General features: G+C 50.5%; 26 protein-coding genes. 17 read left to right on the top strand and 9 right to left on the bottom strand.

Annotated elements, in window-relative coordinates; translation table 11 throughout:
* The first annotated feature begins 9 nt into the window (after positions 1–9).
* Positions 10–1,815, top strand: coding sequence for a hypothetical protein (locus tag H8K38_RS15775; protein WP_186885799.1), 1,806 nt, complete (start codon positions 10–12; stop codon positions 1,813–1,815).
* A 265-nt stretch (positions 1,816–2,080) separates the two neighbouring features.
* Here H8K38_RS15775 and rpiA read toward each other — a convergent pair whose 3' ends face one another.
* Together rpiA and H8K38_RS15765 are read right to left on the bottom strand one after the other, a co-directional pair.
* Positions 2,081–2,752, bottom strand: a complete 672-nt coding sequence (rpiA, locus tag H8K38_RS15770; RefSeq protein WP_186885798.1) for a ribose-5-phosphate isomerase RpiA — start codon at positions 2,750–2,752, stop codon at positions 2,081–2,083.
* 96 nt (positions 2,753–2,848) lie between these two features.
* On the bottom strand, positions 2,849–3,868 hold the full coding sequence (locus tag H8K38_RS15765; RefSeq protein WP_186885797.1) for a serine/threonine protein kinase: 1,020 nt from the start codon (positions 3,866–3,868) through the stop codon (positions 2,849–2,851).
* 151 nt (positions 3,869–4,019) lie between these two features.
* Between H8K38_RS15765 and H8K38_RS15760 the strand changes: the two genes are divergently transcribed.
* The 3 genes from H8K38_RS15760 (at position 4,020) to H8K38_RS15750 (ending at position 5,534) form a co-directional block, all read left to right on the top strand.
* Complete coding sequence (locus H8K38_RS15760) at positions 4,020–4,721, top strand: UPF0149 family protein (RefSeq protein ID WP_186885796.1); 702 nt, start codon at positions 4,020–4,022, stop codon at positions 4,719–4,721.
* Between the two features lie 143 nt (positions 4,722–4,864).
* Complete coding sequence (locus H8K38_RS15755) at positions 4,865–5,140, top strand: hypothetical protein (RefSeq protein ID WP_186885795.1); 276 nt, start codon at positions 4,865–4,867, stop codon at positions 5,138–5,140.
* A gap of 142 nt (positions 5,141–5,282) precedes the next feature.
* Positions 5,283–5,534: an acyl-CoA-binding protein gene (locus H8K38_RS15750; protein WP_186885794.1), complete on the top strand. Its 252-nt coding sequence runs from the start codon at positions 5,283–5,285 to the stop codon at positions 5,532–5,534.
* A 69-nt stretch (positions 5,535–5,603) separates the two neighbouring features.
* Here H8K38_RS15750 and H8K38_RS15745 read toward each other — a convergent pair whose 3' ends face one another.
* Complete coding sequence (locus tag H8K38_RS15745) at positions 5,604–6,569, bottom strand: D-glycerate dehydrogenase (RefSeq protein WP_186885793.1); 966 nt, start codon at positions 6,567–6,569, stop codon at positions 5,604–5,606.
* A 377-nt stretch (positions 6,570–6,946) separates the two neighbouring features.
* Here H8K38_RS15745 and fdxA point away from each other — a divergent pair, with 377 nt between their 5' ends.
* From fdxA to nth, 5 genes are all read left to right on the top strand, one after another.
* Entirely contained in the window at positions 6,947–7,270 is a 324-nt protein-coding gene (fdxA, locus tag H8K38_RS15740; RefSeq protein WP_186885792.1) for a ferredoxin FdxA, read from the top strand.
* A 68-nt stretch (positions 7,271–7,338) separates the two neighbouring features.
* On the top strand, positions 7,339–8,409 hold the full coding sequence (locus H8K38_RS15735) for an NAD(P)/FAD-dependent oxidoreductase (protein WP_186885791.1): 1,071 nt from the start codon (positions 7,339–7,341) through the stop codon (positions 8,407–8,409).
* A gap of 294 nt (positions 8,410–8,703) precedes the next feature.
* On the top strand, positions 8,704–9,939 hold the full coding sequence (locus H8K38_RS15730) for a polyhydroxyalkanoate depolymerase (protein WP_186885790.1): 1,236 nt from the start codon (positions 8,704–8,706) through the stop codon (positions 9,937–9,939).
* A 120-nt stretch (positions 9,940–10,059) separates the two neighbouring features.
* Entirely contained in the window at positions 10,060–10,770 is a 711-nt protein-coding gene (gene rsxB, locus H8K38_RS15725) for an electron transport complex subunit RsxB (protein WP_370587110.1), read from the top strand.
* Positions 10,767–11,414, top strand: coding sequence for an endonuclease III (nth, locus tag H8K38_RS15720; protein WP_186885789.1), 648 nt, complete (start codon positions 10,767–10,769; stop codon positions 11,412–11,414). Before rsxB ends, nth begins: the two co-directional genes overlap by 4 nt.
* Positions 11,415–11,436: 22 nt before the next feature.
* On the opposite strand, the gene H8K38_RS15715 is transcribed toward nth, so the two are convergent.
* Complete coding sequence (locus tag H8K38_RS15715; protein ID WP_186885788.1) at positions 11,437–12,018, bottom strand: malonic semialdehyde reductase; 582 nt, start codon at positions 12,016–12,018, stop codon at positions 11,437–11,439.
* 122 nt (positions 12,019–12,140) lie between these two features.
* Here H8K38_RS15715 and H8K38_RS15710 point away from each other — a divergent pair, with 122 nt between their 5' ends.
* Positions 12,141–12,569, top strand: coding sequence for a DUF1841 family protein (locus H8K38_RS15710; protein WP_186885787.1), 429 nt, complete (start codon positions 12,141–12,143; stop codon positions 12,567–12,569).
* A 70-nt stretch (positions 12,570–12,639) separates the two neighbouring features.
* Here H8K38_RS15710 and H8K38_RS15705 read toward each other — a convergent pair whose 3' ends face one another.
* The gene (locus tag H8K38_RS15705) at positions 12,640–12,987 is read right to left on the bottom strand and encodes a c-type cytochrome (protein ID WP_186885786.1); all 348 of its coding nucleotides are present in this window, start codon (positions 12,985–12,987) and stop codon (positions 12,640–12,642) included.
* Positions 12,988–13,002: 15 nt separating this feature from the next.
* Positions 13,003–13,326 carry a cytochrome c gene (locus tag H8K38_RS15700; RefSeq protein ID WP_186885785.1) on the bottom strand — a complete coding sequence of 108 codons (324 nt, stop codon included), beginning with the start codon at positions 13,324–13,326 and terminating at the stop codon, positions 13,003–13,005.
* A 281-nt stretch (positions 13,327–13,607) separates the two neighbouring features.
* Here H8K38_RS15700 and H8K38_RS15695 point away from each other — a divergent pair, with 281 nt between their 5' ends.
* Positions 13,608–14,471, top strand: coding sequence for a MoxR family ATPase (locus H8K38_RS15695; RefSeq protein ID WP_186885784.1), 864 nt, complete (start codon positions 13,608–13,610; stop codon positions 14,469–14,471).
* Between the two features lie 225 nt (positions 14,472–14,696).
* Here H8K38_RS15695 and acs read toward each other — a convergent pair whose 3' ends face one another.
* The gene (acs, locus tag H8K38_RS15690) at positions 14,697–16,700 is read right to left on the bottom strand and encodes an acetate--CoA ligase (protein WP_186885783.1); all 2,004 of its coding nucleotides are present in this window, start codon (positions 16,698–16,700) and stop codon (positions 14,697–14,699) included.
* A 467-nt stretch (positions 16,701–17,167) separates the two neighbouring features.
* On the opposite strand from acs, the gene H8K38_RS15685 reads away from it, so the two are divergent.
* From H8K38_RS15685 to murI, 3 genes are all read left to right on the top strand, one after another.
* Positions 17,168–17,767 carry a TIGR00645 family protein gene (locus H8K38_RS15685; RefSeq protein ID WP_186885782.1) on the top strand — a complete coding sequence of 200 codons (600 nt, stop codon included), beginning with the start codon at positions 17,168–17,170 and terminating at the stop codon, positions 17,765–17,767.
* A gap of 214 nt (positions 17,768–17,981) precedes the next feature.
* On the top strand, positions 17,982–19,499 hold the full coding sequence (locus H8K38_RS15680; RefSeq protein ID WP_186885781.1) for a fumarate hydratase: 1,518 nt from the start codon (positions 17,982–17,984) through the stop codon (positions 19,497–19,499).
* A 106-nt stretch (positions 19,500–19,605) separates the two neighbouring features.
* Positions 19,606–20,457 carry a glutamate racemase gene (gene murI, locus H8K38_RS15675; protein ID WP_186885780.1) on the top strand — a complete coding sequence of 284 codons (852 nt, stop codon included), beginning with the start codon at positions 19,606–19,608 and terminating at the stop codon, positions 20,455–20,457.
* Positions 20,458–20,551: 94 nt separating this feature from the next.
* Here murI and H8K38_RS15670 read toward each other — a convergent pair whose 3' ends face one another.
* A complete protein-coding gene (locus tag H8K38_RS15670) occupies positions 20,552–21,745 on the bottom strand; it encodes an amino acid aminotransferase (protein ID WP_186885779.1) in 1,194 nt (397 codons plus the stop codon).
* A gap of 465 nt (positions 21,746–22,210) precedes the next feature.
* On the opposite strand from H8K38_RS15670, the gene nirK reads away from it, so the two are divergent.
* From nirK to H8K38_RS15655, 3 genes are all read left to right on the top strand, one after another.
* Complete coding sequence (gene nirK, locus H8K38_RS15665; protein ID WP_223827070.1) at positions 22,211–23,668, top strand: copper-containing nitrite reductase; 1,458 nt, start codon at positions 22,211–22,213, stop codon at positions 23,666–23,668.
* Between the two features lie 75 nt (positions 23,669–23,743).
* Positions 23,744–24,592, top strand: coding sequence for a formylglycine-generating enzyme family protein (locus H8K38_RS15660; RefSeq protein ID WP_255423016.1), 849 nt, complete (start codon positions 23,744–23,746; stop codon positions 24,590–24,592).
* Positions 24,589–25,245, top strand: a complete 657-nt coding sequence (locus H8K38_RS15655; protein ID WP_186885777.1) for an SCO family protein — start codon at positions 24,589–24,591, stop codon at positions 25,243–25,245. Before H8K38_RS15660 ends, H8K38_RS15655 begins: the two co-directional genes overlap by 4 nt.
* Before the next feature lie 101 nt (positions 25,246–25,346).
* On the opposite strand, the gene H8K38_RS15650 is transcribed toward H8K38_RS15655, so the two are convergent.
* The gene (locus tag H8K38_RS15650) at positions 25,347–25,961 is read right to left on the bottom strand and encodes a hypothetical protein (protein ID WP_186885776.1); all 615 of its coding nucleotides are present in this window, start codon (positions 25,959–25,961) and stop codon (positions 25,347–25,349) included.
* Positions 25,962–26,510 lie beyond the last annotated feature (549 nt).

Here is a 26,510-nt window from a genome sequence, read left to right as displayed (position 1 = left end):
GTTGACATCATGTACCGGACTATCCTCACCGCTCTCAGCCGCTTGTTCAGCATTTTCATGTTACTGGCACTCGTTTCCTGTGGATCAGGCGACACCTCTGCAAATAAAGAAACGGTCGCACCAGTTGCCGGCATCCGTGCCGTCACTGCAAGCGGTGCAGTCAGTGACACAATCTATGTTTTGCCCGAAACAGGCTGGTACTGGAACCCGGCAGAAGGCGGTCGTGGCTTTGCGATTGAACGTCAGGGAGACAAGATATTTTTATCTGGCTTTCTGTACGAAAGCAATGGCCATCCGACCTGGTATGTCACCACGATGGAAATGCAGTCGAACAAACAATTCATAGGATCGCTGGCGCGTTTTGCCGGCGGGCAGAGTCTGACTGGCGACTATAAAGGTGCGACGCAGAGTCAGGTTGGATATGCAGTACTCTCGTTTACGTCCGCGACTGAAGGTACGCTGTATGTCACGCCGGATACCGGTGAAAACGCGATTACGGTCAAACTGCAGCGGTTTCCGATTTCCACTCCGGCGCCGTTTCAGGCTTCGGCAGCCAGTTTTCAGAATGGCTGGTGGTGGAGCGACAAAGAAGGCGGGCGCGGCTATTTTATTGAAGTACAGGGCAATCAGGCCTTTATTGGCAGCTTCATGTACGACAACGCTGGCGAACCGACCTGGTACGTCAGTTCTGCCACGTTATCCGCACCGAACAAACTCAGCGGATCACTGCAGGAATATGCTGGCGGTCAGACTTTAATCGGCGGCTACAAATCAGCGGGACTAAAAGCCAATGCAGGTGATATGAGCTTCAACTTCACTGCCGCCGATGCTGCGACGATGACACTGCCAAACGGAAAGCCGGTGCAACTCAGCCGTTTTGGATTCAGTACATCAACCAGTTCTACGCCGCCGTCAATCAGTTGCACGTCACCGCAAATACTGCAAAATGGCAGTTGCGTCACCGCCACCGCACCAGTTCCGATTCGTCCTGTGTTTTATTTCACCATCACTCCGGTTCAAAGCGGAAACTATTACGGTGTCATGCTCTGCTATGCGGGCCCTTACGATTGCGACACACTGGTCAATTCCATTTTTGTCAGCAATGAAGAGTTACAAGACCCGGATACCGCCGAAGCCTTAATTTATGCCAAAAGCGTTGCCGAAGAATTCCGGCAGATCATCGACCGGCTGTGGCGGGCAAAAACCTACCCGAGCAATACAGCCCTGGCAGCGGCCTTCCGCACAGCGATACAAAACAATCTCGCAAACCGAGGCAAAACCGCTGTCAATGACGCGACCAATTATCTGATGACGGCTGGCTATCCGGCCGCTTCCACCGCAGCCCCAGTCACGCCAACCTGCTACGCGCCACAAATACCGCAGAATGGTGTATGCGTCACGCCGCCGACACCAGTGACCTGCAAAGCGCCGCAAATACTCTCTAACGGTTCCTGCGTCACGCCACTACCTTTGGATGTGAGACCAATATACGGCGCCTACGGCATCGCTACGCCGCAAAATCATAAACAGTTTTCAGATGCAATTTGCGATAGCTGGCAAGTCATCGGCGCGCCCGTGGTGCTCAGCACTTGCACGACCAAATCGGGTTACTGGGGCTATGAAGTCATCGAAAACCGCAGCGCCACAACGGCCAGAATTTGCTACAAAGCGTATTTCCACAGCGGTGCAGCGCCAGATAAAGGCTGTTACTCCTACATGAAATCGATGGAAATAATGACGCCATATTGCCCTGACTGCGCCAGCAAAAAAGGAGGCGCAAGACAAATCGAATTAACCGAATTCACACCGCAGTAACATGGCCACCCCGACCTCATGCCTGCGGCATGCCAAAAAGGATGTCTGGAAGCTTAAAATATACTCCCCCCAGTATATAAAACAGCCCTTTGTTTATAAGGAGATGACGGTGGTTTTATTAAATTAGTGGGGGAGTATGCAAAAATGGCTGTCAATAACAGCCATTTTTATGTTCACCGATCTGTTTGAGTCCATTGCAAATCAGTCGCAGGTCTGTCGTGAAAATTTCTGCATCTCACTCAGTATGAGCACTCAGAACGCGCGCTCAGAATTGCAGTGTTTTCACGCCTTCTGCCGTTCCCAGCAGACAGACATTCGCACCTTGTCGCGCGAACAAACCCACCGTCACGACACCCACGATGTTATTGATCGTCGCTTCCAGTACCACCGGATCAGCGATCTGCAGGCCATGCACATCGAGGATCATATTGCCGTTATCCGTCAGCAAAGGTTTGCCGTCTTTCAAGCGCAAACGTGCCTCACCACCCAGCGCATTGAGCTTACGCGTCACCACCGCATGCGACATAGGAATCACTTCGACCGGCAATGGAAACTTGCCCAATTGATCAACGAGTTTAGAGCCATCGGCGATACAGACAAATTTATCGGCCACGGAAGCTACAATTTTTTCACGGGTCAGCGCAGCGCCACCGCCTTTAATCATCGCGCCTTGTGGCGTAATCTCATCTGCACCGTCGATATACACGGGCATGGATGTCACCTCATTCAGATCGAGTACGGTGATGCCGTGATCACGCAAGCGTTGCGCGGTAGCTTCCGACGACGCGACGGCCGCCTTAATTTTATGCTTCATTTTTGCCAGCTCGTCGATAAAGAAATTGGCAGTCGAGCCTGTGCCGACGCCGACAATCTCATTTTCAACAACATAAGCAATCGCTGCCTGGGCAACAGCGCGTTTCAGTTCATCCTGGGTCATGTGATTTCCAATCAAGCGTGGACTTTAGTATTGCAGTCCAAAAGTTCAAAAAATTTGCGCTATTTTACCGGACAGCAGACCAGTACATAGTAAAGCTCAGACCGGCCACAATGGCGCTTCATCCATCAGCGCAATCTGCTCGCGCAATTCGAGTATGCGATCCTGCCAGTAACGTTGACTGTTAAACCACGGGAACGCCGCCGGAAACGCCGGATCATCCCAGCGTTGCGCCAGCCACGCCGAATAATGCAGCAGACGCAAGGTACGCAGCGCTTCAATCAGATGCAGCTGGCGCGCATCAAAGTCGAAAAAGTCTTCATAGCCGACCAGAATATCGGTCAACTGACTTTGCATCTCGGCACGGCTACCGGACAACAGCATCCACAAATCCTGTATGCCCGGCCCCATGCGGCTATCGTCAAAATCGACAAAATGCGGCCCGGCCTGCTCGCCCGATTCCAGCCACAAGACATTGCCCATGTGGCAGTCGCCATGCAAACGCAGCATCTGCACATCCCCTGCCCGCTCGTAACAGCGAGCAATACCATCGAGCGCCTGTTGCGATACCGATGTATACGCCTGCAATAAATCTGGCGGAATGAAATCATGCTCCAGCAACCATTGCCGCGGTGCGATACCAAAGGTCTGCTGATCAATTACAGGGCGCTGACAATACGTCTGCGTTGCGCCAACGGCGTGTATGCGTCCGATAAAGCGCCCCAACCATTCCAGCGTGGCGGCATCGCCGATTTCCGGCGCACGTCCGCTCTGGCGCGGGAACAAGGCAAAACGATAGCCGTGATACTGATGCAGACTGTCGCCAGCCGCATTCACTATCGCAGGCACAACGGGTATCTCTCGCTCAACCAGCTCGCGCACAAACTGGTGCTCTTCGAGAATCGCCGCATCGCTCCAGCGCTGTGGCCGGTAAAACTTAGCGATCACAGCAGGCGCGTCATCCAGCGCAAGCTGATACACGCGGTTTTCATAGCTGTTCAGCGCCAGCAAACGACCATCACAATGCAAGCCGCAACTATCAACGGCATCAAGCACCAGATCGGGCGTCAGGTCGGCGAAGGAAACGGCCAAAGTTACGGGGAAAATTTGTTCTGTCATAGCCGAATTGTACGTGCATATCCAGCATAGGCTTTGATTTACGCGCCTCTGAGAACGATTTAATTCCACGGAAAAACGCAGAAAACACCTGCACAGCCTGACGACAAAGCGCTACACTTCCGGTATTTTCATCACACCAACAGGTAACACCATGCATCTCGACGAACCGCTCAGCGACAAAGAATTCAACGAACTCGATAAATTTCTCATGTCCGATAAGGTAGGCGATGAAGGTATGACGATGGACGCCTTGCACGGCTATCTGACAGCGATTGCGCTCGGGCCTGAAATGATACCGATGGCGGAATGGCTGCCGAAAGTCTGGGGGCTGCCAGAACAGGGCGAACCGAAGTTCAAAAACGAAAAAGAAATGCAGCGCATCACGCAACTGATCGCGCGTTTTATGAATGAAATACAAATCACGTTTGAAGTCGCGCCACAGGAATACGAACCCTTGTTTTGTGTCATGGAACAAAACGGCAAAGAACTCATCGACGGCGAAACCTGGGCCTGGGGCTTCTGGGAAGGCATGCAGTTACGCGAAGAAGCCTGGGAAGCCGCCTGGGAATCCGAAGAAATCGGCCCTTTGCTGCAACCTATCTATTTGCTCGGTGCTGAAGAAATCGAAGAAGAAGAAATGCGCTTCGTTGACACACCAGAAAAATGCCACGAACTGGCGCTGACGCTGGAAGCATCGATTCCCGCGATACGCCGCTTCTGGGTGCCTTTGCGCAAATCCGGTGTCACAACCGTAAAACGCGAAACAGCGAAAGTCGGTCGCAACGATCCTTGCCCTTGCGGCAGCGGTAAAAAATATAAAGTCTGCTGCGGTGCTGAACCAACTATCCATTAATTCGGGTTCACGATAACAGACAGGCATCAGGAAGAAAATATTGTGTTTGTTTTCTTCCTGAAAGCGACCAAACCGCTAGTCAATACTGAACCCAGCTTCACTCCTAACGCAGCAACGACGAAGCAAATACTTGAAAGGCCGCCATGGGCATAGAATATTCGATAGAATTTTCCTTTACTGATGCACATCGCGTCGCCAGTTTATTCGCCGCCATCGGTGCGTTAACCGTCACATTACCCACTGGTGCCCGTTACGATTTTCAATCCGCTGTCTCCGGAAGAATGCCGGATGGCACCGCAAAAATAACAGAGTCAGGCGTGATTTTTTATTCACACGGTGGCCAAGGCGAGGAATATTTAGGCAAAGTTATCGCCTCACTGGTCAGAGAATTCGGTAGTGTCAACGTACGGAAAACGTAATAAATTTTCGCCCGCAACTCAAGCGTCACTCATACGTCACAGTGCCTTCCTGCTGGAAGGAACCCTCTAGCAGTAATGCTGGCGAACACATCTTCAGCGTGCTATTTTTTGCGCTTTCGTTTAAAGACAGCCGGAGACCCGCATGAGCTTGCAAGAACAATTCACCCAGGCATTAGCAGATTCTAAAAATTTGCCGGAACGCCCTGACAATATGACGCTGTTAAAAATCTATGCTTTGTATAAGCAAGGCAGCACTGGCGACGCAACTGGCGATCGCCCGGGCATGACGGACTTTGTCGGTCGCGCCAAGTTTGATGCGTGGGCTGGACTGAAAGGCACCACGCAGGAAGCCGCGATGCAACAGTACATTGATCTGATTAACTCACTGAAATAAACAATAAAAACGCAATTAAAAAAAAGCCCTGATCTGGGCTTTTTTTGCGTCATTTTGTGGCAACCAGCCTCAGAGTTTCAGCAAATTCGGTGGCACCTGCCCGCTCAGGCCAGCAATCAGATTATCGGCGGCACAATTCGCCATTGCGAGGCGTGTTTTTTCTGACGCACTGGCGATATGCGGGGTCAGTACGACATTGTCGAGCGTCAGAAAATCCGGGTGAAACTTCGGTTCGTTTTCAAACACATCCAGCCCGGCAGCAGCGATACGTTTTTCGCGCAGCGCTGCAATCAGCGCCACATCGTCCACAATGCCGCCACGTGCCAGATTAGTCAGCGTTGCGGTCGGCTTCATCATTGCCAATTCAGCCGCCGCAATCGTGTGGCGGGAAGCCGGTGAATACGGCAACACCAGCATCACATGATCGGCCTGGCGTAAAAGCTCTTCTTTGCTGACATAACTGGCGTTATTCGCCTGCGCTTCCAGCTCCGGTGTAATCCGCGAACGATTGTGATAAATCACCCGCATATTAAATCCAGTGGAACGGCGCGCGATCGCCTGTCCGATACGCCCCATACCGATAATTCCCAGGGTGGAACCGTGCAGATCCGGCCCCAGGAAATAGTCGTAACGCCATTTATTCCACTTCCCGGCGCGCAGCCAGTGTTCTGACTCGGTAATGCGTCGTGCTGTCGCCATCATCAGCGCCCAGCCAAAATCGGCAGTCGTTTCATTCAGCACGTCAGGTGTATTACTCGCCATCACGCCATGCGCAGAGCAAGCTGGCAAATCAATATTGTCGTAACCGACCGCCATATTCGCGACCATTTTCAACTCCGGCACTTGCTGCAACAAAGCAGCATCGATGCGCGCGCTTCCTGTCGCCAGTATCCCGGCTTTGCCAGCCAGACGCTGCGCCAACTCTGCAGGCGTGAAAATCACGTCGTCCTGATTCGACTCAACCTCAAAATGCTGATGCAAACGGCTCAATACTTCTGGAAATATCGCTCTGGCAACCAAAATCGCTGGTTTCATAGTTAACAACTTTCTTTACATTAAAGGAGGGTGGTTGCTTATCTTAACCTCGAAAAAGAAGTTTTTCCGGGTTCCTCTGCGTCCTTAAAAACTTTCATCTCAGCAATGAATGATATAGACGACTTTCATCGATAGTGACCCATATCAATAACAATGACCGTGAATCCACTTAAAATGAGATTTTGCGTTTCCGCTGACAAAAGCGCACTTCCAGAATCGCTTTTAATCCCTGTTCGCATTTGCTTATGCGCAAACGATATAAGTGCAGTTTGTGAGAACTCTTAAATTGCCTTAAAATACAAGGCTTTGCAGCCTAAGCATGTGTTTTTCTGCGATCTGGCTGCGCCAACATCCCGAATTTTTTAGATTGGACTGTTATGACCCACGTTGTGACCGAATCCTGCATCCGCTGCCGTTATACCGATTGCGTGGATGTCTGCCCAGTGGACTGCTTCCGTGCTGGCCCGAATTTCCTGGTTATTGATCCGGACGAATGCATCGATTGCGCCGTTTGCGTTGCAGAATGCCCGGCAAATGCAATTTATGCTGAAGAAGACGTACCGTCTGACCAGCAACAATTCATCAAGATCAATGCGGATCTGACACGCAACTGGCCTTCCATCACCAAAACAGTGGCACCGCTCGCTGATGCGGATGACTGGAAAGATGTCAAAGACAAACTGCAATATCTGGAGCGCTAATCTGGCGCGGATAACTCCGCCCAGCTTATCCACGTAATTTTAAGCAATATCAGGAACTATCTAGTCGTATGGAAAACAAACAAACTACCCAGGCAAATGGCGTTATTGAAGCAGATGCCGTAATCATTGGCGCAGGTCCGGTTGGCCTGTTTCAGGTGTTCGAATTAGGCCTGCTCGAAATCAAAGCCCACGTCATTGATTCTCTGCCAGTAGTTGGCGGTCAATGCGTAGAGTTGTATCCTGATAAACCGATTTATGACATCCCTGCGGTTCCTGTCTGCACAGGCCAGGAATTAACTGACAATCTGCTCAAGCAAATCGAACCGTTTGAACCTACTTTCCATCTGGGTCAGGAAGTCACGCTGGTGGCGCGTCGTGAAGATGGTCGTTTCGACCTCGAAACATCGACAGGCACCCGCTTTATTACCAAAACGATTTTCATTGCGGCCGGCGTTGGCTCATTCCAGCCTCGTACCTTAAAAGTCGACGGCATAGAAGCGTTTGAAGGCAAACAGGTGTTCTACCGCGTCAAAGATCCTAGCCAGTTCCACGGCAAAAATCTGGTCATCTGCGGCGGCGGCGATTCCGCGCTCGACTGGGCATTGAATCTGGTGGGCAAAGCAGAATCCATCGTGCTTCTGCATCGTCGCGACGATTTCCGCGCAGCGCCAGCCTCTGTCGCTAAGATGAAAGAGCTGTGCGACAACTATGAAATGCAACTGACTATCGGTCAGGTTACCGGCATTGAAACCAAAGATGACCTGCTGTCTGAAATCAAAGTGACAGGTGCAGACGGCGTCACACGCCGCATGCCGCTGGATAATTTGCTGGTGTTCTTCGGCCTCTCACCAAAACTCGGCCCTATCGCTGAGTGGGGTCTGGAAATCGAACGCAAGCAATTGAAAGTCATGGACACTGAGAAGTTTGAAACCAATGTTCCGGGTATTTTCGCGGTGGGTGATATCAACACTTATCCGGGTAAGAAAAAACTGATTTTGTCGGGTTTCCATGAAGCAGCGTTGGCGGCTTTCGGTGCAGCACCGTATATTTTCCCTGAAAAGAAAATTCACATGCAATACACGACAACATCACCGAAACTGCACAAGATTCTGGGTGTGGATACACCGACATTCGACTAAGTCGTATCGTTTCTAAAAAAAGCGCAAAGGTAAAAACTTTGCGCTTTTTTATTGGGAAAAAATGATCGAATCATACTTATTCGGCAATAAATTTATATCCTGATCACGTTTGTAACATTAATTTGCACACGAACGATCAGCAGCAGCAACAGAAAAACCAAAAAATTCAAAACTGGTTTATGATGCAATGCAATATCCCTATAAAAATACTGCCATAAGCAGAGAGAACTTTTCCTAAAATCCAATCAGTTGTAAGAAAACGGACTATCCGTCTTTGACCAGAAAGATGTCATCATGCTCTATCAACTTCACGAACTTAATCGCGCTTTCCTGACCCCGCTCACTCAATGGGCAGAAGCATCATCCAAGTTATTCACCAACCCGGTTTCTCCCCTTGCGCATACACCTTACGCGCAAAGAGTTGCCGCTGGTTACGAGTTAATGTTTCGCTTAGGAAAAGATTACGAGAAACCAGAGTTTGGCATCACATCAACGACCATCAACAAACAAGTCGTTGAAATTACTCAGGAAACGGCGGTCATCAAACCTTTCTGCAAGCTGCTGCATTTCAAAAAAGTATTACCAACAAAAGATCTGCAAAAATTAAAGCAGCCGACAGTATTGTTGGTTGCGCCACTCTCCGGGCACCATTCAACCCTGCTGCGCGATACGGTTCGTGGCTTATTGCCGCTTCATGATGTCTACATCACCGACTGGACAGACGCCCGCATGGTGCCACTGTCGGAAGGTCGTTTTCATTTACATGACTACATCTACTACGTGCAGGAATTTATCCGCACTTTAGGCCCTGATGTCCATGTTATTTCTGTATGCCAGCCTACTGTGCCGGTACTGGCAGCGATTTCCCTGATGGCGACGGATAACGATCCACATTTACCGAAAACAATGACGATGATGGGTGGGCCGATAGACCCGCGCAAATCGCCGACACAAGTCAATAACCTCGCCACCGAAAAGAAATTTTCGTGGTTTGAAAATACAGTTATCTACAGCGTACCGGCAAACTATCCGGGCTATGGTCGCAAAGTCTATCCGGGCTTTTTGCAGCACACTGGTTTTGTTGCCATGAATCCGGATCGCCATGCTCAAAGCCACTGGGACTTTTACCAGCATCTGGTGAAAGGCGACGATGAATCTGCGGAACAGCATCGCAAGTTTTACGACGAATACAATGCAGTGCTGGATATGCCGGCCGATTACTACCTCGAAACCATTAAAACCGTGTTTCAGGAATTCCATTTACCGAAAGGAACCTGGGAAGTCGAAGGCAAGCCGGTGCGTCCGCAGGACATCAAAACGGTGGCTTTATTCACTGTTGAGGGTGAGCTCGATGATATTTCCGGCGCAGGGCAAACCCAGGCCGCACACGAGCTTTGCAGCAGCATCCCGGCAAACATGAAACAGGATTTCGTCGCGCCCGGCTGTGGGCACTACGGTATTTTTTCAGGACGTCGCTGGCGCGAAATCATCGCGCCAAAAATTGCTGAATTTATTCAGAAACACGCCTGATTTCATTGCCATCCACAAGGCGTCAGGACGGCGAATCAGCAGCCACTATTCTCACGGATAGTGGCTTTTTCCATTGTTGTTCCTGAAATTTGCGTAGATAATCTCGGCTTCGCACAACGTATTTATTTGTTTACTTCATTTCCCGTGTCCACTTCCATCGCAGCACAAATCGAAGACCTGCTTCCTCAGACGCAATGCACAAAGTGTGGCTATCCGTCCTGCCACCTTTACGCCACCGCAATTGCCTCTGGCGAAGCCAGCTACAACCAATGCCCTCCGGGTGGTCAACAAGGTGTGGAACGTCTGGCGCACTTGCTGGGTCAGCCTGTGATCGCACTCGACATCTGCCGGGGTGCTGAACGGGAACGCCCGGTTGCGGTCATTGATGAAGCCTTTTGCATAGGTTGCACACTTTGCATACAAGCATGCCCCGTCGATGCGATTATTGGTGCGCCTAAGCAGATGCATACGGTAATTGCAGAGTTATGCACAGGCTGCGATCTCTGCGTTGCCCCCTGCCCTGTCGATTGCATCGCCATGTTACCGGCGACTGAGGGAAAAACCGGTTGGGATGCATGGAGTCAGGAACAGGCAAATAGCGCGCGTCAGCAATTTGAATTCAGAACCATGCGTTTAGCGCGTGAAAAGCGTGAAAATGACGAACGCCTGGCGGCCAAGGCCGCTGCAAAACTAAAGGCGCTGGAATTGGAACCTGCGCTGAGCGAGGAAGAAATACGCAGCAAAGAACGTAAAAAGGCGGTGATTGCCGCCGCAATGGAACGCGCCAGATTAAAAAAAATTGCAGCAGAAGCGGAGCAAAATAAATCATGAATGCAGAAAAACGGCATGCCATTTTTACGCGTCTGCAAAAAGAAAACCCGCATCCAACGACAGAACTTGAATACAAAACGCCTTTCGAATTACTGATTGCGGTCTTATTGTCGGCTCAGGCAACCGATGTTTCCGTCAACAAGGCTACCCGCGTGCTGTATGCAGTCGCCAACACCCCTGAAGCAATTTACGCTCTCGGTGTTGATGGATTAATTCCGTATATTCAGACGATAGGCTTGTTCAGGACCAAAGCAAAAAATGTGATAGCGACCTGTCATCTGCTGATGACGGAGCATCATAGCGAAGTGCCGCGCAACCGCGAAGCGTTGGAAGCCTTGCCCGGTGTCGGCAGAAAAACCGCCAACGTTGTGATGAATACTGCGTTTGGTGAACCAACCATCGCGGTCGATACGCACATTTTCAGAGTATCAAATCGTACCGGCATCGCACCGGGTAAAAATGTTGATATTGTCGAACAAAAACTGATGAAATTCGTACCAAAAGAATTCCGTCAGGACGCGCACCACTGGCTGATCCTGCATGGACGATATACCTGTATCGCCAGAAAACCCAAATGCTGGAATTGTATGATCGCTGACTTATGCGAATACAAACAAAAAATGCCCTTACCCGACAAAGTGTAAAAAATAAGGGCGCAGTGAATAGTTAAACGATTTTGCAGGCTTCCTCAAAACTGAGGCGTGGTGAACGGGGGAATAATTTCTCTGCATCGCCATAACCCAGATTACAGATAAAATTAACTTTCACTTCCGTTCCAGCAAAAAAACTTTGATCGATCTTCTCTGCATCAAAGCCAGACATAGGCCCGCAATCGAGACCAATCGCTCGTGCCGCCAGCATCAGATAAGCGCCTTGCAATGACGAATTACGAAATGCCGTCGACTCAATCGCCGCCTGATTCCCGACGAACCATGAACGCGCATCGGTATGCGGGAAGAGTTTAGGCAATTGTTCATAAAACGCCATATCCATACCAATAATGGCAGTCACCGGTGCAGTTTTTACCTTGTCGACATTTCCCGCAGAGACGCAGGCAGCTAACTTTTCCTTTTCAGCGTCCGACTTTACAAAGACTATGCGCGCCGGCGTTGAATTCGCCGCAGTCGCGCCCCACTTCATCAATTCATAAATCTGATACAACTGCGCGTCGCTGACTGGCTTGGCGAGCCAGACATTATGCGTGCGGGCGTGGGAAAATAGAGTGTCGAGAGCGTCTTGATTCAGCATTGTTTTTCCTTTTTACTGTGGCAGATGAATAAATGAAGTCTGAAAATGTTCAGGCTTCAAAGCGATAAATGAAAAATCCCCTACAATAGCAAACTTCAAATTTAAGCTCCGGTATCAATGTTATGTTTAACCCCAGCCAACAAGATGTCAGACGTTTTTTTTGCGAAACCTACAGAAAAAACCAAGCACGTGAGATTCTGACACCACTGGAAGCGATTGCTTCAGACTGGATCAGGCAACACCCTGAATACGATGAGACTTTACACGATGCAGAAGAAGCGCTGCAGGCGAATTACAGCGTCGATCAGGGGCAAACTAATCCTTTCCTGCATTTATCGATGCATCTGTCGATTTCAGAGCAAATCTCCGTCGATCAGCCACGCGGCGTCAAAGCAGCATTTCAGATGCTCGCTAACAAATACAACTCAGAACACGAAGCGCACCACCAGATCATGGAATGTCTGGGAGAGATGATCTGGAACTCCCAACGAACCGGGCTACCACCGGATGGTCAGGCCTATATTGAGGCCTTACAACAACGATGCCGATAAAAAAAGCCACGTTCTACGTGGCTTTTTATCTTTTTACGCTTTGCACTCAATGAACGAGCGTTTTTCTGGCTTATTTTTTCAGTACCAGACTGCCAGGCAAGCTGTGCAGGTAAGCAGCAATATTTTGAATATCAGTATTCGACAAAGCCTTTGCCTGTCCGCCCATAATCGCATTGCCACGCCCATTCGCGCCATCCGCACCGCGCTGATACGCCTTCAATGCCTGCGCCAGATAATCCACATGTTGCCCAGCCAGTTTAGGGTAAGCCGGATCAATCGGCGAGTTGTAATCTTTACCGTGACAAGACGCACAGTTATTTTTTTCAGTGGCAGCTTTGCCAGCCTCAATATTGCCCGCAGCAAAAGCAGAAACAGAACAGAGCGAAAGCAGCAACGCCAGTAATTTGACTTTTTTCATCTTGATCTCCGACTCTTATTTTTGTTGTGAATAGTAAGCAGCTAAATCAGCGATATCCTGATCAGTCAGGCTACCGGCAATACCACGCATAGACGGATGTTTACGTTCACCCTTTTGATATGCTTTCAGCGCACTTTCTATGTATTTCGCAGACTGGCCACCGATCATCGGGACTTGAAAAACTTCAGGGTATGTCGCCTTGTATCCGGGAATGGCATGGCAGCCTATACACATAGCGATTTTTTTATCAGCAGCATCTTTAGCATTGCCAACAACTTCAGCCGCTGCTGCAGCTTGAGCGAGACTCGTGAAAACGAGGAGTGCGAACAGTTTTTTCATATGAGCTTTAATAAGAATTATACAAACTGAAAAATGAAGACAACACCTTGATGTAGCTCAGCATTCTATATGATCAAAATCAATTTTGCGTAAAAAAAAGTCAGCAAAAACCCACAATTTGCACAACCATGCAGCAGTTTGTTGCGTCCTGTGTCGTGTAGCTCTACAAAAGGCGATTTTGCTAATTTAGAAAAACGCACATCCGTTCACAAAATTACAGATTCTCGCTTATACTCAATAAGCTTATTTAACTCTTCTGACTTAACTCTTCTGATACCACCATGACGCTGGAAACTACGACTCTCCGTTTTGATGGCGCCGACAACTACGTCGCCACCGATGATTTGAAACTTGCCGTTAACGCTGCGTTAAAACTGCAACGTCCGCTACTGATCAAAGGCGAACCCGGCACTGGCAAAACCATGCTGGCAGAAGAAGTGGCGGCAGCGCTGAATATGCCCTTACTGCAATGGCACATCAAATCCACCACCAAAGCCCAGCAAGGACTTTACGAATACGATGCGGTATCACGTTTGCGCGACTCCCAGCTTGGCGATGAGCGCGTCAAAGACATCCACAACTACATCGTCAAAGGCGTTTTATGGCAGGCGTTTACAGCCGATCAGCCGGTCGTGCTGCTGATCGATGAAATTGATAAAGCTGATATCGAATTCCCGAATGATTTGCTGCGCGAACTCGATCGCATGGAATTCTACGTCTACGAAACACGTGAAATGGTGCGCGCCAAACATCGCCCACTCGTCATCATTACGTCAAACAATGAAAAAGAATTGCCGGATGCATTTTTGCGCCGCTGCTTTTTCCATTACATTAAATTCCCGGATAAAGAGACAATGCAAAAAATTGTCGATGTCCATTTCCCCAAACTCAAGGCAGATCTGCTGACGCACGCATTACAGACATTTTACGAAGTGCGTGATGTGGCGGGCCTGAAGAAAAAACCTTCCACATCCGAATTTATCGACTGGCTGAAACTCTTGCTGGCAGAAGATATTCCTGCCGACGCCCTGCGCAGTAAAGACAATAAAGCCATCGTGCCGCCACTGCATGGCGCCCTGCTGAAAAATGAGCAAGACGTGCACTTGTTTGAACGCCTGATCTTCATGTCCCGCAATAACCGCTAAGACCTCCACGTCAACGCGCAGACGCTTGCATCAATCAAGCTCTGCGCGAATTCAGCAAGAAAATTCCCCATCAAAACTACTTTGACGATGAATGAAACTGGGTGAACAGCGCCAAGAGCATGCAGTACAGGCGGCTGCGCACATCAATAAAAAACGGCATCACCATTCAGGTAATGCCGTTTTTGCTGAGTAGAAAAACCGTCGTTTATTCAACGGCTAAGTAAATTACTGCGCTTCTTTCAACTGATCAAGAATGGCTGGATTTTCCAGTGTGGATACGTCTTGCGTGATGGTTTCGCCTTTTGCCAGAACGCGCAATAAGCGGCGCATGATTTTGCCGGAGCGGGTTTTCGGCAAGTTATCACCGAAGCGAATTTCTTTTGGTTTGGCAATCGGGCCGATTTCTTTAGCGACCCAGTTACGCAGTTCTGTCGCAATTTGTTTGGCTTCATCGCCAATCGGACGGCTGCGTTTCAGCACCACGAATGCGCAAATCGCTTCACCTGTGGTGTCATCAGGCTTGCCGACCACGGCTGCTTCTGCCACCAGCGGATGTGCCACCAGTGCCGATTCAATTTCCATCGTGCCCATGCGGTGACCAGACACATTCAGCACATCATCGATCCGGCCGGTAATGGTGAAGTAGCCAGTATCTTTATTGCGGATGGCGCCGTCACCGGCGAGATAAATCTTGCCGCCGAATTCCTCTGGAAAATAGCCTTTTTTAAAGCGTTCCGGATCGCCCCAGATGGTGCGTATCATCGCTGGCCATGGACGTTTCACAACCAGAATACCGCCCTGCCCGTTCGGTAAATCATGGCCGGTTTCATCCACGATGGCCGACATAATTCCAGGCAAAGGCAAGGTACAGGAACCAGGTACGAGCGGTGTCGCGCCTGGCAATGGGGTCATCATGTGACCACCGGTTTCTGTCTGCCAGAAGGTATCAACGATAGGGCAATTACCACGCCCGATATTGTTGTAGTACCACATCCACGCTTCCGGATTAATCGGCTCACCCACCGAGCCCAGCAAGCGCAGGGACGACAGATCAAATTTTGCTGGATGCACATTGGCATCCGCATCGGCGGCTTTGATCAGTGAACGGATTGCAGTTGGTGCAGTATAGAAAATCGTCGCTTTATGTTTTTCTACCATGTCCCAGAAACGTCCTGCATTCGGGAAGGTTGGAATGCCCTCGAACACAATTTCTGTCGCACCGACTGCCAGAGGGCCATAGGTAATATAGGTATGGCCTGTGACCCAGCCGATATCGGCAGTACACCAGAATACGTCAGATGGTTTGATATCAAAGGTCCACTTCATTGTGAGAATCGCCCACAACAAGTAACCGCCGGAAGAATGCTGCACGCCTTTTGGCTTGCCAGTGGAGCCGGAAGTGTAAAGAATAAACAGCGGATGCTCGGCGCTGACCCATTCAGGTTCGCAGACAGCAGACTGATTTGCAACCAGATCATGCATCCACAGATCGCGTCCGACAGTCAGATTAATTGCACCGCCAGTGCGTTTATAGATCACGACATTTTTAACTTTTTCGCAGTCGCCCAGTGTCAGCGCTTCATCCACGATCACTTTCAGTGGCAGATGTTTGCCTCCGCGCACCTGCTCGTCTGCGGTGATGACGGCGACTGCGCCCACGTCAACAATACGTTCATGCAAGGATTTTGCAGAAAACCCGCCGAACACCACGGAATGCGTCGCGCCGATACGGGCGCAGGCTTGCATTGCGACCACGCCTTCAACCGACATCGGCATATAAATCACAACGCGATCACCTTTAGTGATGCCGAGCGACTTCAGTCCATTCGCAAACTGGCAGACCTTGTGATGCAATTCTTTGTAAGTCACTTTGGTGACCTCACCGCCATCTGCCTCGAAAATGACCGCGACTTTATCGCCATTCCCTTTTTGCAGGTTCACGTCCAGGCAGTTGTAAGACACGTTCATCAGACCGTCTTCAAACCATTTATAAAACGGCGCATCGGTTTCATCCAGCACCGTTTGAAATGGCTTGTGCCAATGCAGATTTTCACGCGCAAGTTTGGCCCAGAAACCTTCGTAATCGGTTTCTGCTTCCTTGCACATCGCGTGGTAAGCATCCATGCCGGAAATCGTTGCATTCGCAGCGAAAGCGGCTGGCGGAGGGAAAATCCGGGATTCGGCTTTTACATCTGACGCTGAATTTTGGGCGGTATTAAGGTCTGACATACGTGTCTCCAATTTTTATAGTTTGATTGAAATCATCAACGAAGTAATAGGCAAACCTTAAACTTGGAGACTTACTCAAGCCTTACGGTTTGCAAGCGCAAGCAATACCAAAACAATACCAATTTACTACAGCAGATCTGCAGTAAAATCCTGCCACTCATACAATACAACAATCACAACGAGAACAGCAGTGGCATCACTAATGCTATGCCGTGCCGATCTGCTGCCGCACTCTGTTGCCACACAAAAATAAACCGCTTCAACAAATCCAGCGTTCTCACACGATCAGTCAGTGCCCATGTAAAATACCGCCTGCATTCATGTCAACCTGGCAGATAAAGACAGGGCTTACGCAAAGTTGTACCGGCAAAGCATGGCGACGAAGACAGTACGAATAGGTCGGTCGGGAGCCATAACGCCACTGGGACGGCTTTGCGTAAGCCCTAAAGAGACGAAGAGAACACCACATGTCAACACCAGAAACCCATAGCAAACTATCGCCACTCGCTAACCTGATATTTTTCAGCCGCTGGTTACAACTACCACTGTATCTCGGGTTGATCCTTGCGCAATGCGTTTATGTCTTTCATTTCTGGGTAGAACTGGTTGACCTGATCGGTGCTGCACTTGGCAATCAAGCTGCGCTGCAACACATTCTTGATGCAGTTTCCACTGGCGGTGATCGCCCGACCAAACTGACAGAAACCACGATCATGCTGGTGGTGCTGGGATTAATTGACGTGGTGATGATTTCCAACCTGTTAATCATGGTGATTATCGGCGGCTATGAAACATTTGTTTCCCGTCTCGGTTTAGATGGACACCCGGATCAGCCGGAATGGCTGTCGCACGTCAATGCTTCGGTACTGAAAGTGAAATTGGCAATGGCGATCATCGGCATTTCCTCGATTCATTTGCTGAAAACATTTATCAATGCCGGCAATTACAAATCAGAAGTGATCATCGCGCAGACGGCAATACACATTGCGTTTCTGCTGTCTGCGATGGCAATCGCCTACTGCGATCAGATTATGACCAAGACGCAGCAAGCCGCTGCTAAACATTAATAACAACGCACAAACTCAAACCAATCATGTGCCCTGCCTCCCAATATTCATGCGGCCTTCCTGAGCAGTCATCCGGACATCCGCATCTTTATTGGGGTTCCGCCACATCACTGGTTGATACCCGCGCCAATATTCGCTGTGCCAATATCGGTACAGCAAAGATACAGCGCAAAGAACCCTCGCTTTTTTCATTCACCTAGCCAAGAGCCACATCATGACAGTCATTAAACAAGACGACCTGATCGAATCCGTTGCTGCAGCCCTGCAATTCATCAGTTACTACCATCCTGCTGATTACATTGCCCATCTGGCGCGTGCTTATGAAGCAGAACAAAGCCCTGCCGCGAAAGATGCGATTGCGCAGATTCTGACAAACTCGCGCATGTGCGCTGAAGGCCACCGCCCGATCTGCCAGGACACCGGCATCGTCAACGTATTCCTGAAAATCGGTATGGGCGTGCGTTTTGAAGGTTTTTCCGGCTCCATCATTGATGCCGTGAACGAAGGCGTGCGTCAAGGCTACAACAATGCCGATAACAAGCTGCGCGCATCCATCGTTGCTGACCCTCAGTTTGAACGTAAAAATACCAAAGACAACACACCAGCCGTGGTCCACATGGAACTGGTTCCGGGCAATACCGTTGATGTCAAAGTCGCAGCCAAAGGCGGCGGCTCTGAAAACAAAACCAAATTCGTGATGCTGAACCCATCTGATTCCCTGATCGACTGGGTCATGAAAACCGTGCCAACCATGGGTGCAGGCTGGTGTCCGCCAGGTATGCTGGGCATAGGTATCGGCGGTACAGCCGAAAAAGCTATGCTGATGGCGAAAGAATCCCTGATGGATGACATCGACATGTACGAACTGAAAAAGCGCGGCCCGCAAAACAAGCTGGAAGAATTGCGTATCGAGTTGTTCGACAAGGTCAATGCACTTGGCATAGGCGCGCAAGGTCTGGGTGGTCTGACGACAGTGCTCGACGTCAAGATCAATATGTATCCGACGCACGCTGCATCTAAGCCAGTTGCGATGATTCCTAACTGTGCGGCAACACGTCATGCGCACTTCGTACTCGACGGTTCTGGCCCGACTTATATCGAACCACCGAAACTGTCTGACTGGCCCGATGTTCACTGGACACCGGATACAGAAAAATCCAAGCGCGTGGATCTGAACACACTGACAAAAGCGGAAGTCGCTTCATGGAAACCAGGTCAGACTTTGCTGTTAAACGGCAAAATGCTGACCGGCCGCGATGCTGCGCACAAGCGCATTCAGGACATGCTGGCCAAAGGTGAATCGCTGCCAGTTGATTTCACCAACCGCGTAATTTACTACGTTGGCCCGGTTGATCCTGTGCGCGATGAAGCAGTTGGCCCGGCTGGCCCAACCACGGCAACACGCATGGATAAATTCACCGACATGATGCTGGAAAAAACTGGTCTGATCTCGATGATCGGTAAAGCGGAACGTGGCCCGGTCGCGATTGAATCGATCAAGAAACATCAATCGGCTTATCTGATGGCAGTCGGCGGCGCGGCGTATCTGGTCTCAAAAGCAATCAAATCTGCCAAGGTTGTTGGCTTTGCCGATCTGGGCATGGAAGCGATTTATGAATTTGACGTGGTGGATATGCCGGTCACTGTGGCGGTCGATTCCAACGGGACTTCGGTGCATAACACCGGTCCTAAAGAATGGCAGGCAAAAATCGGCATCATTCCGGTTCAGTAATATCCGCAGTTTCCTAAGCTAATCACCACAGGACTGAAGCAGAATAAGACCAGACAGCGAGTCGCTAGCACAATTCTGCCTCAGTCCTTTTTCATGAAAACCACGTATGCCATTTGCCCCTGATGCGCCAATCGGTGTGTTTGATTCCGGCGTTGGCGGCTTATCGGTGTCGCAGCATATCCGTCAGACACTGCCGCAAGAATCCCTGATTTATTTTGCCGACTCCGGCTTTGCGCCTTACGGAGAAAAACCGGAAGCCGTCATTATTGATCGCAGCCTCGCGATTACCGATTTCCTCTTGCAACATCACATCAAAGCGCTGGTTGTTGCGTGCAACACGGCGACCGCAGCGGCGATACAACGACTGCGTCAGCGCCACCCTGATCTGATTATCGTCGGCATTGAACCCGGCTTAAAACCTGCGGCAGCGCTGAGTCAATCCGGCATCATCGGCGTCCTCGCGACACAAGGCACTTTGCGCAGCAAAAAATTTCAGGATCTGCGCGATCATCTGACGCAGACGACCGGCGTCAAAGTAGAACAACAGGCCTGCATAGGACTTGCGAGTCAGATAGAAAAAGGCGAACTGCATTCTGCTGCCACCTACTCACTGGTACAGAAATACGTGACGGCATTATTGAATGCCGGTGCGGATGCCATTGTGCTCGGCTGCACGCATTACCCGTTCGTTACCCCTCTCATCAACGACGTGATTGCGCAAACCTCAGAACCGGGCAGGCAAATACACATCATTGATACGGGATTGGCGGTTGCGCAACAATTAAAACGACGGCTCATCAAAACGGATTTACTAACGCATAGCAGTGACACCGCCGACGTCACCGCATGGACTACGGGCAGCCAATCCAGCCTGAAAACGGCGTTCACACAGCTATTGAAAATGCCTGCGACCACGATACACACAGTAGTCCCACAACACAGCCCTGCAGACAAATAAAAACGGCGCTCAACGGCGCCGTTTTTATTTGCGAGCATGATGCTCAGTATTTAGCAGTATTCAGCAAAACCGAGCAGCACCGGACATAACCTCATTAACTCAGCACGGCCGCAATTGCCTTCGCCGTTGCTTCCACATTGCCAGTATTCAGACCAGCGACGCACATACGGCCCGAGCGCACCAGATACACGCCGAACTCGTCTTTCAGACGATCACATTGTTCCGCAGTCAGACCGGTGTAGCTGAACATACCGCGTTGCGTCAGGAAGTAGCTGAAATCGCGGCCTGGCAATTTTGCACTCAGCACATCATGCAACTGACGGCGCATTAACTGAATACGGTCACGCATCGCAACCACCTCTGCTTCCCACATCGGACGCAATTCAGGGTCTGTCAACACACGCGCCACTAATTGGCCACCATGCAGAGGCGGATTCGAATAATTGCGACGTATCGTTGCCTTCATCTGACCAAGCACATTCACCGCCTGCGCCGCATCCGGGCAAACCACGCTTAATGCACCGCAACGCTCACCATACAAACTCATACTCTTGGAGAATGAATTCGCGACAAAGAAGCTTAAGCCTTCATCGGCCAGCAAGCGCACTGCATAAGCGTCTTCCTCTATACCATCGCCATAACCCTGATAAGCCAGATCGAGGAAAGCGATCAGCTCGCGCTCTTTCAGCACTGGCACCAGGGCCTGCCATTGCGCCTGCGTCAGATCAACGCCGGTCGGGTTGTGGCAGCATGCATGCAACAAGACGATGCTTTTCTTTTCTGCTGCCTTCAATGCTTCCAGCATCGCGTCAAAACGCAGGCCGCCAGTCGCAGCGTCATAGTATGGATATGTTTTAACCGTGATTCCAGAGCCCTCAAACACGGCGCGGTGATTATCCCAGGTCGGGTCACTCACCAGCATTACAGAACCAGGAAAATAACGATGTATAAAATCGCCGCCGACTTTCAGACCACCGCTGGAACCCACTGTCTGCAAGGTCACAATACGACCAGCCTTGACCGCCGCATGCTCGGCACCAAACAACAAATGCTGAACCGCTGTGCGGAAATTCGCCGCGCCTTCCATCGGCAAATAAGGACGTGCCCCCGCCTCAGCCACCACTTTCAGCTCCGCAGCACGCACTGATGGCAACATCGGGATTTTTCCTGCATCGTCGAAATAAATGCCAATGGATAAATTAATTTTATTTGGCCGCGGATCTTTACCAAATGCTTCATTCAAAGATAAGATAGGATCGCCAGGATAGGCTTCAACGTGCTGAAACATGGTATGACTCCGGATAGTTATCAATAAGTAAGACATTGCATTGATGCGGTTGTGCAACACAAGACAATGCAGTCAGGCGTCATTTTGACATACATGCGTCGCGAAACAGGATACACATAGTGTTTTTACGAGGGAAAACTGTATCTGTGAGTATGCATTCTGCCATCTGTCCGCATACCACCTGTGAGGCGCATCAAAGATATGCTTCATCCCCCATTCTATAGAACGACATCCTCCTAACGACGTATAGCTGCAGCAATCACTTTGCTTTACTCTGAGATTCGGCTGGATCAGACCGGTAACCATTCCGGACAGTACTTTTTATACCAACACCGATGTCGACACCAGTTTTCCAGAGCAATACAGAAATGGCAGCTCCCCGGAAAATTTTGCAGCACGTCCCATCATCATTTGAGAGGTATTTATATGAAGCTCATAATTAAAACGGCTTGTGCAATGCTGGCAATGGTCACAACCCTGATCACCGCCCCTGTCGCCAGTGCTGCAGGTAATGTTAAAGCCGCTGCAAAATCCACCGGTGATTTTGGCGCACCGCAGGGTATGCCTATTCAGGCTATATTAACCAGCCCGCCGAATGTTCCGCCACCGATTAAAAGAAAATATCCGGCAAAAGTGATTGTCAATCTGGAGGTCATCGAGAAAGAAATGCCCATTTCTGAAGGGGTGAGCTACACCTTCTGGACATTTGGTGGCACGGTTCCGGGGAGCTTTATCCGCGTTCGTCAGGGCGACACCGTTGAATTTCACCTGAAGAATCATCCTGCCAACAAAATGCCACACAATATTGACCTGCACGGCGTGACAGGCCCTGGCGGCGGCGCAGCATCCAGCTTCACTGCACCTGGACATGAATCCCAATTCTCTTTCAAAGCCCTCAATGAAGGCATTTACGTCTATCACTGCGCAACTGCTCCGGTCGGTATGCACATCGGTAACGGTATGTATGGTTTGATCTTAGTAGAGCCACCAGAAGGATTACCTGCTGTCGATCACGAGTACTACGTCATGCAAGGTGACTTCTACACCACCGGCAAATACCGTGAAAAAGGCCTGCAACCATTTGACATGGAAAAAGCCATCGACGAAAGACCAACTTACGTTCTGTTCAATGGTGCTGAAGGCGCGCTGACTGGCGACAAGGCACTCAAAGCTAAAACCAATGAAAAAATCCGCCTGTTCGTCGGTAATGGCGGCCCAAATCTGGTGTCAAGCTTCCATGTGATCGGTGCGATTTTCGACAAGGTACGTTTTGAAGGCGGTACTAATTTCCAGAAAAATGTACAAACTACGCTGATCCCGGCTGGTGGTGCTGCGGTCGTGGAATACACAACCAAAGTTCCGGGTAGCTTCGTGATGGTAGATCACTCCATCTTCCGTGCATTCAACAAGGGTGCACTGGCTATTATCAAAGTGGATGGGCCGGAAAATAAAGCCATCTATTCCGGTAAAGAGGTCGATGCGGTTTACCTGGGTGACCGTGCCGGCCCTAACCTGGCTGCCGTCACCAAAGCGACAGCCAATGCAGCCAGTGGCACACTGACATTGCAAGATCAGGTGCTGGCAGGAAAAGCCCTGTTTGAAGGCACCTGCTCAGTCTGTCATCAATCCAATGGTGCTGGCTTGCCGGGCGTCTTTCCTCCTCTGACAAAATCAGATTACCTGAACGCCGATCATCAGCGTGCGATCAAAGTAGTGCTACAGGGACTCAGTGGCAAAGTCACAGTCAATGGCAGCGAATTTAACTCTGTGATGCCGCCGATGAATCAGTTAAATGATGACGAAGTCGCCAATATCCTGACGTATATCCTCAACAGCTGGGATAACAAAGGCGGCCAGATCAAGAGCGATGATGTGAAGGCCATCCGTGCGAAAACCCCGGTAAAAGCGTCGGCTGAACACTGATCGCCAATACCAGGTAGATATTGCGCATAGATTGAATAGCTACTGAACTTGATTTACTTTCCACCGGAGAACCCGTTGAGTACTTTGTCCAGACCAGGTAATACATCCACAGTGCTGGCAAACTTACGGGTTTCCTTCGGAATTCCCTTGCTGATCGTGGCGTCACTGCTATCAATCAGAGGGATAGCTCAGGCAGAATCGGTAGAAAATTATCAGACCATTCCGGCAGGCAGCATCGATAGTGTGCTGTCTGCCGGACGCGGCCTCAGCAATCTTCCCGTCAAAATCAATGCGTTTTATCTGCGCACGCAACCAGTCACAACGGCAGAGTTTTTTGCATTTACCAAAGCACACCCTGAATGGGAAAAAGCCAATATCCCCAGTATTTTTGCGGATGAGAGTTACCTCAGCCAGATACCTGACACCGGCCCCGAAGCCAGTCAGGCGGATACTCCGGTAACACAGGTCAGCTGGTTTGCCGCCCAGGCATACTGCGAATCCGAAGGCGGACGGCTTCCTTCCTGGTATGAATGGGAATATGTCGCAGCGGCCGACGAAACTCACGCCGACGCGCGCAAAGATCCGAAATGGCGGGCAAAAATTCTGTCCTGGTATTCCCAACCCGGCAGTTCTAATCCGGCCAAAGTCGGTGGTGCGCCCAATTATTACGGCATCAGCAATATGCATGGCCTGATCTGGGAATGGGTGGACGACTTCAATGCCTTGCTGGTCAGTGCAGACAGCCGTAATCAGGGCGACCCTGATCAATTACAGTACTGCGGAGCCGGAGCAATCAGCCTGCAGGATAGAGATAACTTTGCCATACTCATGCGCGTTGCCTTGCTGTCCGCCATGAATGGCGCCAACACGACGCGACAACTGGGTTTTCGCTGTGCAAAAAACCTACCTCAGGAAAAACCATGAAACGACTCAACTCATTGACTACCGGTCTGCTGTTCTCGGCAAGCTGTCTTTTGCTGGCATCAGCCACCTCCGTGCAGGCACAAACAGCTGACGGTTCCGCTTCCAGCACCAGCGCCAGCGTCACCAGCACCGCCACCGCAAATGCCAAACCCCTGCCCGGTAATTCGGTTTATAAGATTGCTGCCACGCTGAGCAATCAGAATAACGAATCCTTCAATCTGGCAGACAAGCGCGGCAAACCTGTGTTGGTCAGCATGTTTTATAACTCATGTGAATTCGTCTGCCCTATGCTGATCGAATCGATGCGTCTGGTGGAAAAAGACCTGACCTCGGCAGAGCGCGACAATCTGTCCATGATGCTGATCACCTTCGATCCGGCACGCGACGATACGCAGGCACTGCAATCGGTTGCCAGCAAGCATGAACTGAATTCAAAATACTGGACCATTGCCCGTACCGACCCTGCCAGCGTCCGCAAGATTGCGGCTGCACTGGGCATTCAATACCGTCTGCTGGAAGATGGGGAATTCAATCACACCACAGCCATGATACTGCTGGATGGCAATGGAAAAATTGTGGGGCGCACACAGAAAATCGGCACGTCTGATCCGGCTTTCCTGAAGCAAGTCAGAAAAGCCCTGCAAAATCCGTAACGGCACAAGCGCTCAATACGCTCAATACACATCGTTAAAAAAGCCCTGCATCAAATATTTGACGCAGGGCTTTTTCTTTTGTCGGCAGGCTATAAGACACGTCAGACGACGTTCGTCGGGTAGCCAATTACCTCAGCCTCGGCATAGACTGCACTTAAATCGCCATCAGGATTCAGCGCCAGAATGACAGCATCATCAAGCGGCTGATGAGAAAACAGCGCCTCTACCGCTGCAAGCGACACAGCAAGCTCGTAATACTCTTCCGCCCACACTTGATAGGCGGCGGGCGACGACACGATCAGCGCAAGCATGTCGTCAGAACCATCGTGACCTAAACTGCTGCTGACCTTACTCCAGCCCACATCGCCCGTTTGTCGCCAGTAGCAAAAAGTTGCGCATTCCATAGAAAATGCCAGCTCCTGCAAAAATGACGCAAAATTCGCTGGTACCTGCGCCTGAATGTTGTGAGGAAGCCCGGCATCATCGGCCAGTTCATGTGCATAACCCTTGAGCGCCGCCCCGGCAGCATCCAGCAGCAAGAACCAGTCATCGCCGCACCCGTTCCGCATCGAGGCCATTTCTTCACCCTGCCCCCAATGGCGATCAAAGCTGTAGTAGCGATATTCCCATTCCGGACAAAGTATCGCATCCAGCATCGCAAGCGATTGCGTGACCCGGCGTATTTTTGGAATGGATGGCAGTAAATCAGGTGACATGATTGGTACTTAACGTTCGACGTAAGGGGCGGCTTGCGGCTTGGCGCAAGACGTCCCCTTGACGGAGGGGTGAGGTTTACCCGACGCACGGAGCGCCAGGCGCCAGCATTGTTGCGATGAAGATTGAGCCGCCATAGACAATTAGCACAAGCTCCCGCCGATTGATGAAGGACGGGACCTACCGGGGAGGTAGAACCATTGACCTGTACGTATGGACTGAAGCAATGTACCGATCCCAAAGAGCAAGAACCCGGCAAGCGTGAAATAGAACTGGCGAGAGCGGGACCTGCACTCTGTTTCTGTGGATATCCACTTCCCCTCCGAATAGAGGACCGCAGTCGTGTTTCCCTCGGCACTGACATACCTCTCTTTGATGTCTTCACGCAGCCGCTCCTTGGAGGCCAGGTCGTATTCTGCCGGGGCGTGCTCGGCGCTAGTGGGCTGGAACGAGCCTTTGGCAACGTAGCCTGCGCCAGGAGCGAGGAGTTGAGGGCGCTCTACCCTCTCGAAATACCACTGGGTAATGCTGGCCGAAAAGAAGACGAGCGT

This window comes from Undibacterium sp. FT79W (genome assembly GCF_014284215.1).
GTDB lineage: Bacteria > Pseudomonadota > Gammaproteobacteria > Burkholderiales > Burkholderiaceae_D > Undibacterium > Undibacterium aquatile.
This window is presented reverse-complemented; position numbering and strand designations above follow the sequence as displayed.

What these genes read in the sequence shown, in the direction of transcription:
- H8K38_RS15775 (WP_186885799.1), top strand. Translation starts at nt 10, where the DNA reads ATGTACCGGACTATCCTCACCGCTCTCAGCCGCTTGTTCAGCATTTTC.
- rpiA (WP_186885798.1), bottom strand. Translation starts at nt 2,752, where the DNA reads ATGACCCAGGATGAACTGAAACGCGCTGTTGCCCAGGCAGCGATTGCT.
- H8K38_RS15765 (WP_186885797.1), bottom strand. Translation starts at nt 3,868, where the DNA reads ATGACAGAACAAATTTTCCCCGTAACTTTGGCCGTTTCCTTCGCCGAC.
- H8K38_RS15760 (WP_186885796.1), top strand. Translation starts at nt 4,020, where the DNA reads ATGCATCTCGACGAACCGCTCAGCGACAAAGAATTCAACGAACTCGAT.
- H8K38_RS15755 (WP_186885795.1), top strand. Translation starts at nt 4,865, where the DNA reads ATGGGCATAGAATATTCGATAGAATTTTCCTTTACTGATGCACATCGC.
- H8K38_RS15750 (WP_186885794.1), top strand. Translation starts at nt 5,283, where the DNA reads ATGAGCTTGCAAGAACAATTCACCCAGGCATTAGCAGATTCTAAAAAT.
- H8K38_RS15745 (WP_186885793.1), bottom strand. Translation starts at nt 6,569, where the DNA reads ATGAAACCAGCGATTTTGGTTGCCAGAGCGATATTTCCAGAAGTATTG.
- fdxA (WP_186885792.1), top strand. Translation starts at nt 6,947, where the DNA reads ATGACCCACGTTGTGACCGAATCCTGCATCCGCTGCCGTTATACCGAT.
- H8K38_RS15735 (WP_186885791.1), top strand. Translation starts at nt 7,339, where the DNA reads ATGGAAAACAAACAAACTACCCAGGCAAATGGCGTTATTGAAGCAGAT.
- H8K38_RS15730 (WP_186885790.1), top strand. Translation starts at nt 8,704, where the DNA reads ATGCTCTATCAACTTCACGAACTTAATCGCGCTTTCCTGACCCCGCTC.
- nth (WP_186885789.1), top strand. Translation starts at nt 10,767, where the DNA reads ATGAATGCAGAAAAACGGCATGCCATTTTTACGCGTCTGCAAAAAGAA.
- H8K38_RS15715 (WP_186885788.1), bottom strand. Translation starts at nt 12,018, where the DNA reads ATGCTGAATCAAGACGCTCTCGACACTCTATTTTCCCACGCCCGCACG.
- H8K38_RS15710 (WP_186885787.1), top strand. Translation starts at nt 12,141, where the DNA reads ATGTTTAACCCCAGCCAACAAGATGTCAGACGTTTTTTTTGCGAAACC.
- H8K38_RS15705 (WP_186885786.1), bottom strand. Translation starts at nt 12,987, where the DNA reads ATGAAAAAAGTCAAATTACTGGCGTTGCTGCTTTCGCTCTGTTCTGTT.
- H8K38_RS15700 (WP_186885785.1), bottom strand. Translation starts at nt 13,326, where the DNA reads ATGAAAAAACTGTTCGCACTCCTCGTTTTCACGAGTCTCGCTCAAGCT.
- H8K38_RS15695 (WP_186885784.1), top strand. Translation starts at nt 13,608, where the DNA reads ATGACGCTGGAAACTACGACTCTCCGTTTTGATGGCGCCGACAACTAC.
- acs (WP_186885783.1), bottom strand. Translation starts at nt 16,700, where the DNA reads ATGTCAGACCTTAATACCGCCCAAAATTCAGCGTCAGATGTAAAAGCC.
- H8K38_RS15685 (WP_186885782.1), top strand. Translation starts at nt 17,168, where the DNA reads ATGTCAACACCAGAAACCCATAGCAAACTATCGCCACTCGCTAACCTG.
- H8K38_RS15680 (WP_186885781.1), top strand. Translation starts at nt 17,982, where the DNA reads ATGACAGTCATTAAACAAGACGACCTGATCGAATCCGTTGCTGCAGCC.
- murI (WP_186885780.1), top strand. Translation starts at nt 19,606, where the DNA reads ATGCCATTTGCCCCTGATGCGCCAATCGGTGTGTTTGATTCCGGCGTT.
- H8K38_RS15670 (WP_186885779.1), bottom strand. Translation starts at nt 21,745, where the DNA reads ATGTTTCAGCACGTTGAAGCCTATCCTGGCGATCCTATCTTATCTTTG.
- nirK (WP_223827070.1), top strand. Translation starts at nt 22,211, where the DNA reads ATGGTCACAACCCTGATCACCGCCCCTGTCGCCAGTGCTGCAGGTAAT.
- H8K38_RS15655 (WP_186885777.1), top strand. Translation starts at nt 24,589, where the DNA reads ATGAAACGACTCAACTCATTGACTACCGGTCTGCTGTTCTCGGCAAGC.
- H8K38_RS15650 (WP_186885776.1), bottom strand. Translation starts at nt 25,961, where the DNA reads ATGTCACCTGATTTACTGCCATCCATTCCAAAAATACGCCGGGTCACG.